General features: G+C 69.4%; 11 protein-coding genes (1 of these 11 running past the window's edge). 9 read left to right on the forward strand and 2 right to left on the reverse strand.

The window, feature by feature from the left end; genetic code table 11:
- Positions 1-423 precede the first annotated feature (423 nt).
- The 6 genes from J2N69_RS27350 to J2N69_RS27375 all read left to right on the forward strand — a co-directional run bounded on the left by J2N69_RS27350 (position 424) and on the right by J2N69_RS27375 (position 6,510).
- Positions 424-741 carry a hypothetical protein gene (locus J2N69_RS27350; protein WP_230903073.1) on the forward strand — a complete coding sequence of 106 codons (318 nt, stop codon included), beginning with the start codon at positions 424-426 and terminating at the stop codon, positions 739-741.
- A gap of 206 nt (positions 742-947) precedes the next feature.
- Positions 948-1,235, forward strand: a complete 288-nt coding sequence (gene rpsO, locus J2N69_RS27355; RefSeq protein ID WP_030363216.1) for a 30S ribosomal protein S15 — start codon at positions 948-950, stop codon at positions 1,233-1,235.
- Between the two features lie 404 nt (positions 1,236-1,639).
- On the forward strand, positions 1,640-3,868 hold the full coding sequence (locus J2N69_RS27360; protein ID WP_230903074.1) for a polyribonucleotide nucleotidyltransferase: 2,229 nt from the start codon (positions 1,640-1,642) through the stop codon (positions 3,866-3,868).
- Positions 3,865-5,244, forward strand: coding sequence for a M16 family metallopeptidase (locus tag J2N69_RS27365; protein ID WP_230903075.1), 1,380 nt, complete (start codon positions 3,865-3,867; stop codon positions 5,242-5,244). The genes J2N69_RS27360 and J2N69_RS27365 overlap by 4 nt, the downstream gene beginning before the upstream one ends.
- Before the next feature lie 43 nt (positions 5,245-5,287).
- Complete coding sequence (gene dapB / locus J2N69_RS27370) at positions 5,288-6,040, forward strand: 4-hydroxy-tetrahydrodipicolinate reductase (RefSeq protein ID WP_230903076.1); 753 nt, start codon at positions 5,288-5,290, stop codon at positions 6,038-6,040.
- Positions 6,041-6,057: 17 nt separating this feature from the next.
- Positions 6,058-6,510 carry a tetratricopeptide repeat protein gene (locus J2N69_RS27375; RefSeq protein WP_127911226.1) on the forward strand — a complete coding sequence of 151 codons (453 nt, stop codon included), beginning with the start codon at positions 6,058-6,060 and terminating at the stop codon, positions 6,508-6,510.
- Positions 6,511-6,555: 45 nt separating this feature from the next.
- On the opposite strand, the gene J2N69_RS27380 is transcribed toward J2N69_RS27375, so the two are convergent.
- Together J2N69_RS27380 and J2N69_RS27385 are read right to left on the reverse strand one after the other, a co-directional pair.
- On the reverse strand, positions 6,556-7,116 hold the full coding sequence (locus J2N69_RS27380) for a PH domain-containing protein (protein ID WP_230903077.1): 561 nt from the start codon (positions 7,114-7,116) through the stop codon (positions 6,556-6,558).
- 109 nt (positions 7,117-7,225) lie between these two features.
- The gene (locus J2N69_RS27385) at positions 7,226-7,465 is read right to left on the reverse strand and encodes a hypothetical protein (RefSeq protein ID WP_127911227.1); all 240 of its coding nucleotides are present in this window, start codon (positions 7,463-7,465) and stop codon (positions 7,226-7,228) included.
- Positions 7,466-7,655: 190 nt separating this feature from the next.
- Between J2N69_RS27385 and thyX the strand changes: the two genes are divergently transcribed.
- The 3 genes from thyX to J2N69_RS27400 all read left to right on the forward strand — a co-directional run.
- Positions 7,656-8,396 (forward strand): FAD-dependent thymidylate synthase, encoded by a 741-nt coding sequence (gene thyX / locus J2N69_RS27390; protein WP_127911228.1) that lies wholly within the window; start codon positions 7,656-7,658, stop codon positions 8,394-8,396.
- A 189-nt stretch (positions 8,397-8,585) separates the two neighbouring features.
- On the forward strand, positions 8,586-9,485 hold the full coding sequence (dapA, locus tag J2N69_RS27395) for a 4-hydroxy-tetrahydrodipicolinate synthase (RefSeq protein ID WP_230903078.1): 900 nt from the start codon (positions 8,586-8,588) through the stop codon (positions 9,483-9,485).
- Between the two features lie 108 nt (positions 9,486-9,593).
- Positions 9,594-10,983 carry the 5' portion of a ribonuclease J gene (locus J2N69_RS27400; RefSeq protein WP_127911229.1) on the forward strand. The gene runs 296 nt beyond the window's last position, so the window shows 1,390 of its 1,686 coding nt (coding positions 1-1,390); it begins with the start codon at positions 9,594-9,596; its stop codon lies off the right edge, out of view.

A 10,983-nucleotide genomic window follows, 5' to 3' on the forward strand; every position in this document is an offset into this window, starting at 1 on the left:
GGCTGGCTGCCCAGCCGACCAGCGGCCCTGCTGCCCAGTTGACGAGCCGAGTGATCACCCCACCGCCCAGACCCGCAGAAGGGCCCTACCCGCGCGATTTTCGGTCCGCCCCCGTCCCCTTTCACCCAGTCCCGGCTCACGGCATCCGAGGGCAGGAAGAAGTGGACCTCGCTGCTCGTCGGCGTACTGCTCGCGCTGGTCGCGGCACTCTGTTCGGCGGGCTGGCTCCTCTGGGGACCGGGTTCCGACGGGACGGCATCGGCCAACAGTCCGGAATCGGCCCCGCGGGCGCCCGACGCCATCAGGGAGACGGTCGAGACGCCCCCCAAGACCCCCGAGGGCGACACCGCCGCCAAGCACGCGGTCGAGCTCAGGGAAGGCGGGACGGCTCCGACGCCCGGTTTGTGGGCGACCGACAAGATCGTGGCCAAGGGGATCGCCGATGTCGTCAAGGGCCCCGGCCACCCGATGTTCCCGCTGCGCATGAGCGGCGGGAAAGTCATCGCCTACCGGGAAGCCGCGAGCTCACCCTCCGCGGCCGTCAGCCTCGATCCCGAGTCGGGCGAGGAAACCATCCTGCTGCTCTTCGGGCAGGCCTCCGTGCCGGAGGTGACCGCCCTCGAACCTCCCGACGTGGTGTACGAGCGCGGCCGGATCTTCCTCTCCGCGACCGGGGTCGCACGAGCGGAGGACGACGGTCCCCGCCTGCCGCTGATGAGAGGATTCGAGAGCAGCGGCTGACGGCGGGTTCCCCCACCCGGGGTGCGCGGTCGGGGCCGGGCAAGCCGACTGGTACCCTGTGTGACGACCGTCTTTCTGCGCTCCCGGCCCTCGATGGCCGGACCCCGCGCCCGACGGCCCATCCCCGCCTCCCGAGTCCCGGAAGCTCCCCTGAGATGTAGACCAGGGGCACTCGGAGGCACACGAAGACATCACGAGGAGTACGCGTGTCGCTCGACGCCGCTACGAAGAAGCAGATCATGACCGAGTTCGGCCAGAAGGAGGGCGACACCGGCTCCCCCGAGGTTCAGGTCGCGCTGCTCTCCCGCCGTATCTCGGACCTGACCGAGCACCTCAAGACGCACAAGCACGACCACCACTCCCGTCGTGGTCTGCTGATCCTGGTCGGCCAGCGTCGCCGCCTTCTCCAGTACCTGGCCAAGAAGGACATCCAGCGCTTCCGTGCCCTGGTTGACCGCCTCGGCATCCGTCGCGGTGCGGCGGGCGCCAAGTAAGTCGCCGTGAAGGGAGCGGTTCCCACTCGAAGCACTCGAAGGGGGCCGCTCCCTTTGCTGTACGTGCGCGGTGTCACCGACGCTTTGTAGTCTGGTGACACGATGCGCACCCTCACAGGTGCGTGGGTACCCATACGTGGGTACGAGCAGAATCCGTACCCCCCAGTGGGTACGAGCACAACCCCATGAGGGAGAGGCGCACCTCGCCGCCGCCGGTCCTCGGTAGTGGCCCCCGGGAGATGTCCCGGGTGCTTCGATCGAAGACCGGCCCGCACAAACGGCGCGCTTCTCCACACAGTCCCGGTCCACGCAGGGCACACGTCCACGCAGGACACACGGGACGCCGCCTCCGGGCCACACGGGCCCAGGGGCGAGAAGACGAAACGTAGACACGTAGGAGAACAGTGGAGAACGAGACCCACTACGCCGAGGCCGTCATCGACAACGGCACGTTCGGCACCCGCACCATCCGCTTCGAGACGGGCCGCCTCGCCCGTCAGGCCGCCGGCTCCGCCGTGGCCTACCTGGACGACGACACGATGGTCCTCTCGGCCACCACCGCGTCCAAGAAGCCCAAGGACCAGCTCGACTTCTTCCCCCTCACGGTGGACGTCGAGGAGCGCATGTACTCGGCCGGCAAGATCCCCGGCTCCTTCTTCCGCCGCGAGGGCCGCCCGTCCGAGGACGCGATCCTCACGTGCCGCCTGATCGACCGGCCGCTGCGTCCCTCCTTCAAGAAGGGCCTGCGCAACGAGATCCAGGTCGTCGAGACGATCATGGCGCTCAACCCCGACCACCTGTACGACGTGGTCGCGATCAATGCCGCCTCCTGCTCCACGCAGCTGGCCGGCCTGCCCTTCTCGGGTCCGATCGGTGCCACGCGCGTGGCGCTCATCAAGGGCCAGTGGGTCGCCTTCCCGACCCACACCGAGCTCGAGGACGCCGTCTTCGACATGGTCGTCGCCGGTCGCGTCCTGGAGGACGGCGACGTCGCGATCATGATGGTCGAGGCCGAGGCCACCGAGAAGACCATCGAGCTCGTCAAGGGCGGCGCCGAGGCGCCGACCGAGGAGGTCGTGGCCGCCGGTCTCGAGGCCTCGAAGCCCTTCATCAAGCTCCTGTGCAAGGCCCAGTCGGACCTCGCCGCCAAGGCCGCCAAGCCGGTCGGCGAGTTCCCGATCTTCCTCGACTACGAGGACGACGTCCTGGAGGCCCTGACCGCCGCGGTCAAGACCGAGCTGGCCCAGGCGCTCACCATCGCCGGCAAGCAGGAGCGCGAGGCCGAGCTGGAGCGCGTCAAGGCGCTGGCCGGCGAGAAGCTGCTCCCGCAGTTCGAGGGCCGCGAGAAGGAGATCTCCGCCGCGTACCGCTCGCTGACCAAGTCCCTGGTCCGTGAGCGCGTCATCAAGGAGAAGAAGCGGATCGACGGCCGCGGTGTCACCGACATCCGCACCCTCGCCGCCGAGGTCGAGGCCATCCCGCGCGTGCACGGTTCGGCGCTGTTCGAGCGCGGCGAGACCCAGATCCTGGGTGTCACCACGCTGAACATGCTCCGCATGGAGCAGCAGCTCGACACGCTCTCCCCGGTGACGCGCAAGCGCTACATGCACAACTACAACTTCCCGCCGTACTCCACCGGCGAGACCGGCCGCGTCGGCTCCCCCAAGCGCCGCGAGATCGGCCACGGCGCCCTCGCCGAGCGCGCGATCGTGCCGGTGCTGCCGACGCGCGAGGAGTTCCCCTACGCGATCCGTCAGGTCTCCGAGGCCCTCGGCTCCAACGGCTCGACGTCCATGGGCTCCGTCTGCGCCTCCACCATGTCGCTGCTGAACGCCGGTGTGCCGCTGAAGGCCGCCGTCGCCGGTATCGCCATGGGTCTGATCTCCCAGGAGATCGACGGCGAGACGCACTACGTCACCCTCACCGACATCCTCGGTGCGGAGGACGCCTTCGGCGACATGGACTTCAAGGTCGCCGGCACGAAGCAGTTCGTGACCGCGCTCCAGCTCGACACCAAGCTCGACGGCATCCCCGCCTCGGTCCTGGCCGCCGCGCTGAAGCAGGCCCGTGACGCACGTCTGCACATCCTCGACGTGATGAACGAGGCCATCGACGTCCCGGACGAGATGTCCCCGAACGCCCCGCGGATCATCACCGTCAAGATCCCCGTGGACAAGATCGGTGAGGTCATCGGCCCCAAGGGCAAGATGATCAACCAGATCCAGGAGGACACCGGCGCCGACATCACGATCGAGGACGACGGCACCATCTACATCGGTGCCGCCGACGGCCCGGCCGCCGAGGCCGCCCGCGCCACGATCAACGGCATCGCCAACCCGACCATGCCGGAGGTCGGCGAGCGCTACCTGGGCACCGTCGTGAAGACGACGACCTTCGGCGCGTTCGTCTCCCTCATGCCGGGCAAGGACGGACTGCTGCACATCTCGCAGATCCGCAAGCTCGCCGGCGGCAAGCGCGTGGAGAACGTCGAGGACGTCGTCGGCGTGGGCCAGAAGGTCCAGGTCGAGATCGCCGAGATCGACTCCCGCGGCAAGCTCTCCCTCATCCCCGTCATCGACGGCGAAGAGGGCGACGAGCAGGCCGCCGACCAGAAGGACGACACCGACAAGTGACGTCGCGTAGCACCACGACGACGGCCCGCACCTCCTCGGAGGCGCGGGCCGTCGCCCGTACCCAAACCCTCATCAAGGGCGAGCACGGTATCGGCACGGTCCGCAGGACCACTCTCCCCGGCGGCCTGCGCGTCGTCACGGAGACCCTGCCCTCCGTCCGCTCGGCGACCTTCGGCATCTGGGCCGGCGTCGGCTCGCGCGACGAGACCCCGTCGCTGAACGGCGCCACGCACTACCTGGAGCACCTCCTCTTCAAGGGCACCAAGAAGCGCAGCGCTCTCGACATCTCCTCCGCGCTCGACGCGGTCGGCGGCGAGATGAACGCCTTCACGGCGAAGGAGTACACCTGCTACTACGCACGCGTGCTCGACACCGACCTGCCGCTCGCCATCGACGTCGTCTGCGACATGCTGACGGGCTCCCTGATCCGCCAGGAGGACGTCGACGCCGAGCGCGGCGTCATCCTCGAAGAGATCGCGATGACCGAGGACGACCCGGGCGACTGCGTGCACGACCTGTTCGCGCACACCATGCTCGGCGACACCCCCCTCGGCCGCCCGGTCCTCGGCACCGAGGAGACGATCAACGCCCTCGACGCCGACCGCATCCGCCGCTTCTACAAGAAGCACTACGACCCGACGCGCCTGGTCGTCGCCGCCGCGGGCAACGTCGACCACAACAAGGTCGTACGCCAGGTCCGCGCCGCCTTCGAGAAGGCCGGCGCCCTCACGCGCACCGACGCCACCCCGATGCCCCCGCGCCAGGGCTCGCGCGCGCTGCGCACCGCGGGCCGCGTCGAGGTCATCAACCGCAAGACCGAGCAGGCCCACGTCATCCTCGGCATGCCGGGCCTCGCCCGCACCGACGAGCGCCGCTGGGCGCTGGGCGTCCTGAACACCGCGCTCGGCGGCGGCATGTCCTCCCGCCTCTTCCAGGAGGTGCGGGAGAAGCGGGGCCTCGCCTACAGCGTGTACTCGTACACCTCGGGCTTCGCCGACACCGGCCTCTTCGGTGTGTACGCGGGCTGCCGCCCCAGCCAGGTGCACGACGTGCTGAAGATCTGCCGTGATGAACTGGACCGCGTCGCCGAGCACGGACTGTCGGACGACGAGATCGGGCGCGCCATCGGCCAGCTCGCGGGCTCCACCGTCCTCGGCCTGGAGGACACCGGCGCCCTGATGAACCGCATCGGCAAGAGCGAGCTGTGCTGGGGCGAGCACATGTCGGTCGACGAGATGCTCGCCAAGATCTCGGCGGTCACCCCCGACGAGGTCCGTGACGTGGCCCGCGACGTGCTCGGCCACCGCCCGTCCTTGGCGGCCATCGGCCCCCTCAAGGACAAGCAGGCGGCCCGCCTCCACGACGCGGTCGCGTAGGTAGCGCAGTCCCCGCAAGGGACCGACGTAAGGAATGAAGGACATGAGCAAGCTGCGCGTGGCGGTCATCGGCGCCAAGGGCCGCATCGGCTCCGAGGCCGTCAAGGCCGTCGAGGCCGCCGACGACATGGAACTGGTCGCCGCACTCGGCCGGGGCGACGAGCTGCGGACGCTGGTGGACACCGGCGCCCAGGTCGCGGTCGAGCTGACCCATCCCGACTCGGTGATGGACAACCTCGACTTCTGCGTGGGCCACGGCATCCACGCCGTGGTCGGCACGACGGGCTGGACCGACGAGCGCCTCGCGCGGCTGCGCACCTCGCTGGCGGCGTCCCCGGAGACGGGCGTGCTCATCGCCCCGAACTTCTCCATCGGCGCGGTCCTGACGATGAAGTTCGCGCAGATCGCCGCGCCCTACTTCGAGTCCGTCGAGGTCGTCGAGCTGCACCACCCGAACAAGGCCGACGCTCCCAGCGGCACCGCCGCGCGCACCGCCCAGCTCATCGCCGAGGCGCGCAGGGAAGCGGGCAGCGACCCGCAGCCCGACGCCACGACGACGGCACTGGACGGCGCCCGCGGCGCGGACGTCGACGGCGTGCGGGTCCACTCCGTGCGCCTGCGCGGCCTCCTGGCCCACCAGGAGGTCCTGCTCGGCGGCGAGGGCGAGACCCTGACGGTGCGCCACGACTCGCTGCACCACAGCAGTTTCATGCCGGGCATCCTGCTCGGCGTGCGCCGTGTGGTGAGCACTCCGGGCCTGACGTTCGGCCTGGAACACTTCCTGGACCTCGGCTGACCCGGGAAGCGGACCCCATGCGAGCGAAGATCACCTACGCCGTCACGGCTGCCGTCCTGGTCGTCTACTTCGTCCTGGTCGGCAGCCGCGGCGTGCTCCTGATACAGCACGGCACCGCGCTGACCGTCACCTTCGGGGTGGCGGTGCTGATCTTGCCGTTCATCGGCGTCTGGTTCCTGTGGAAGAACACCCAGTTCGTCCAGCGGGCCAACCGCCTCGCCGCCGAACTGGAGGCCGAAGGCGGCCTGCCCGTCGACGAGTTGAGGCGCACGCCCTCGGGCCGTATCGACCGCGACTCGGCCGACGAGGTCTTCGCCCGCCGCAAGGCCGAGACGGAGGACGCGCCGGACGACTGGCGCTGCTGGTTCCGCCTCGCCGTCGCCTACCACGACGCGCGGGACACCCCCCGCGCCCGCAAGGCCATGCAGCGAGCCATCGCGCTGCACGCGGGCAAGCCGGTGAACGTCTAGCGGCCGGAGAACGCCTCACGCACGGAGCGGCCCGGACCCGCGGCCTCAGGCCGTGACGCGGTACTCGTCGGCCCACACCTCGATGGAGTCCGCGGCCCGGTTGAACGCCTCGTGCCGCGCCAGGAAGTCGGCGCTCCGATCGGTCAGCAACAACTGCTGCCCGTCACCCGCCGCATCACGGCGTACGAGGATGAGGGCCTGCCCCTGCACCGTGCGGGGCAGGCCGAGCCACCGCACCGGCTGCTGGGCGGTCCGCACGGCCTCGACCTGCGCCCACGGCACCGTCCGCGTCCTCAGGAAGTGGACCCTGCGCACGCCACGCGCGCTCACCCAGGTGCCCACGCGCAGCAGCCGCAGGGCGCCCGCGATGCAGAGCACCGCGAGCCCCGCGCAGAGCGCCGCGCCCGCGAGCGACTCCGCGAACGCGATGATCACAGAGGCGAAGAGGACATAAGAGGCGAGCAGCAGCACAAGCGCGGCGACGCCCACCCGCCAGGGACCGGGGCGGTAGGGGCGCCGCCACTGGTCGCGGTCCTCGAAGGGCAGCGCGGCATCGAGTGACGCGTCGTCGAAAGCGCGATCCGCGGTCAGGAAAGGCAGGGGCACGGGCTGATCCTCACTCGATCCACGCAGGGGCTGTGCCCGGTGAGGCTACCGAGCCGTGCCCCGCGCCACCACCCTTGGGGGGCCGGACGAGTGCTCAGGACCGGCCAGGTCAGCGCCCGTCCGCGGCCTCGGACTGCTGCGTCCGGGCGGGTGACTGATCGGGGGACATGGCAGGCATCCCGAAGAGCAGGGAGCCCACGAGACCGGCCACGACGGTCAGACCGATGAGCGCACGGCCCGCGATCTGACTGGCCGACGCGCGCTCACGGGGTGGGGGAGTGACATTGCTGCGGAACTTGTCGGCTTCGGCGATGAAGGCGAACGGGACGGGCTCTCGCCGACGGAACATGGGGCGCGCTTCTCCTCACGGGTCTCGAACGTTCTCTCTTGACTCGATAGACGATCGAATCGCCCAAAAGGTGCCCCGTTTCGGCAAATTAGTCGAAGAATGTCGTGGCGGGTCACCGAACGGCGGATTGTCGGTGCCGGGCCATAGAGTGGGCGCCGCCCGAGTGATGCACATGGAAGGACCCCCGCCTGTGAGCGAGACCCCCACCGAAGACCTCAAGCCCAGCTTCCGCAGCGAGGTCACCGTCGAGCTCGTGAAGCACGCCGCCACCGACTCCGACGTCCTGTGGGCCGCCCGTGTCTCCACGGCGGGCGAGCAGTCCCTCGACGAGCTCCAGAAGGACCCGGAGCGCTCCAAGGGGCTGATCAACTACCTGATGCGGGACCGCCACGGCAGCCCCTTCGAGCACAACTCGATGACGTTCTTCATCAGCGCCCCCATCTTCGTCTTCCGCGAGTTCATGCGGCACCGCGTCGGCTGGTCGTACAACGAGGAATCGGGTCGCTACAGGGAGCTGGAGCCCGTCTTCTACGTCCCCGACGAGTCCCGCAAGCTGGTCCAGGAAGGCCGCCCCGGCAAGTACGTCTTCGTGGAGGGCACACAGGCCCAGCAGGAGCTGACGGGCCGCGTCATGGAGGACTCCTACCGCCAGGCGTACGAGGCGTATCAGGAGATGCTCGCCGCCGGCGTCGCCCGCGAGGTCGCCCGCGCGGTGCTCCCCGTCGGCCTCTACTCGTCGATGTACGCGACGTGCAACGCCCGTTCGCTGATGCACTTCCTTGGCCTCCGCACGCAGCACGAGCTGGCCAAGGTCCCCTCCTTCCCGCAGCGCGAGATCGAGATGGTCGGCGAGAAGATGGAGCAGCACTGGGCGGAACTGATGCCGCTCACCCATGCGGCCTTCAACAAGAACGGACGCGTGGCGCCGTAAGGCACTGATGTACGGATGTGCGGAGCGAAGTGTCCGTATTGCGGCACTTCGTGAAGTTCATCTAGCCTGATCAAACGGACCCGGCACTGCCTGAACCCCCGAGCAGGCAGTGCCGGGTCCTCACGTGACAGGCCCCCTCACGTCCCCCGAGGGCAGACCCCGCGCTGAGCAGCGAGTAGCGTGTTACCCATGGCTCCGACCTCCACTCCGCAGACCCCCTTCGGGAGGGTCCTCACCGCCATGGTCACGCCCTTCACGGCGGACGGCGCACTCGACCTCGACGGCGCGCAGCAGCTCGCCGCCCACCTGGTGGACGCAGGCAATGACGGCCTCGTCATCAACGGCACCACCGGTGAGTCCCCGACCGTCAGTGACGCGGAGAAAAACGATCTCGTACGAGCCGTACTGGACGCCGTCGGAGACCGCGCCCACGTCGTCGCGGGCGTCGGCACCAACGACACCCGCCACAGCATCGAGCTGGCCCGCGCTGCCGAGCAGGCCGGCGCCCACGGCCTCCTGACCGTCACGCCGTACTACAACAAGCCCCCGCAAGAGGGCCTGCTCCGGCACTTCACGGCGATCGCGGACAGCACCGACCTGCCGGTCATGCTGTACGACATCCCGGGCCGCAGCGGCGTACCGATCAACACCGAGACGATCGTCCGCCTCGCCGAGCACCCCCGCATCGTCGCCAACAAGGACGCCAAGGGCGACCTCGGCCGCGCCAGCTGGGCCATCGCCCGCTCCGGCCTCGCCTGGTACTCCGGCGACGACATGCTGAACCTCCCGCTCCTGTCGGTCGGCGCGTGCGGCTTCGTCTCCGTCGTCGGCCATGTCGTCACCCCCGAGCTGCGCGCGATGCTCGAAGCGCACCTGACGGGCGACGTCCAGAAGGCCACGGAGATCCACCAGAAGCTGCTCCCCGTCTTCACCGGCATGTTCCGCACGCAGGGCGTGATCACGACGAAGGCGGCACTCGCCCTCCAGGGCCGCCCCGCGGGCCCGCTGCGCCTGCCGATGGTGGAGCTGACGCCCGAGGAGACGGCACAGCTCAAGATCGACCTCGCCGCCGGCGGGGTACAGCTGTAGCCACAGACTTCACAACTGAATACGTCCCGAACAACAACTGCTACTGCACGAACGTCATACGCGCCACGTGCCCCGGAGGTACGTGGCGCGCGTGGTGAGGAGAGTCTTTTGAGTCATCCGCATCCTGAACTCGGCGCCCCGCCGAAGCTCCCGAAGGGCGGCCTGCGGGTCACCCCGCTCGGCGGCCTCGGCGAGATCGGCCGCAACATGACCGTCTTCGAGTACAACGGTCGCCTGCTGATCGTCGACTGCGGAGTGCTCTTCCCCGAGGAGGAGCAGCCCGGAATCGACCTGATCCTGCCGGACTTCTCGTCCATCAGGGACCGCCTCGACGACATCGAGGGCATCGTCCTCACGCACGGCCACGAGGACCACATCGGCGGTGTCCCCTTCCTCCTGCGCGAGAAGCCGGACATCCCGCTGATCGGCTCCAAGCTCACCCTCGCGCTCATCGAGGCGAAGCTCCAGGAGCACCGCATCCGTCCGTACACGCTCGAGGTCGTCGAGGGCGACCGCGAGCACCTGGGACCGTTCGACTGCGAGTTCATCGCCGTCAACCACTCCATCCCGGACGCCCTGGCCGTCGCCATCCGCACCCCCGCGGGCATGGTCGTCGCCACCGGCGACTTCAAGATGGACCAGCTGCCGATGGACGGCCGCCTCACCGACCTGCACGCGTTCGCACGGCTGAGCGAGGAAGGCATCGACCTTCTCCTCTCCGACTCCACGAACGCCGAGGTCCCCGGCTTTGTCCCGCCCGAGCGCGACATCTCGAACGTGATCCGAGGTGTCTTCGCCGGCGCCCAGAAGCGCATCATCGTCGCCAGCTTCGCCAGCCACGTGCACCGCATCCAGCAGGTCCTGGACGCCGCCCACGAGTACGGCCGCAGAGTGGCCTTCGTCGGCCGCTCGATGGTCCGCAACATGGGCATCGCCCGCGACCTCGGCTACCTCCGCGTCCCGCCGGGCCTCGTCGTCGACGTCAAGACGCTCGACGACCTGCCGGACAACGAGGTCGTCCTGGTCTGCACGGGCTCCCAGGGCGAGCCGATGGCCGCGCTCTCCCGCATGGCCAACCGCGACCACCAGATCCGCATCGTCCAGGGCGACACGGTGATCCTGGCGTCGTCGCTCATCCCGGGCAACGAGAACGCGGTCTACCGCGTGATCAACGGCCTGACCCGCTGGGGCGCCAACGTCGTCCACAAGGGCAACGCGAAGGTGCACGTCTCCGGCCACGCCTCGGCCGGCGAGCTGCTGTACTTCTACAACATCTGCAAGCCCAAGAACCTGATGCCGGTCCACGGCGAATGGCGCCACCTGCGCGCCAACGCCGAGCTGGGCGCCCTCACCGGAGTCCCGCACGACCGCATCGTCATCGCCGAGGACGGCGTCGTCGTCGACCTCGTCGAGGGCAAGGCCAAGATCGTCGGCAAGGTCCAGGCCGGATACGTGTACGTGGACGGCCTCTCCGTCGGCGACGTCGGCGAGCCCGCGC

The sequence above is a fragment of the Streptomyces huasconensis genome, assembly GCF_021028635.1.
Classification (GTDB): Bacteria; Actinomycetota; Actinomycetes; order Streptomycetales; family Streptomycetaceae; genus Streptomyces; species Streptomyces huasconensis.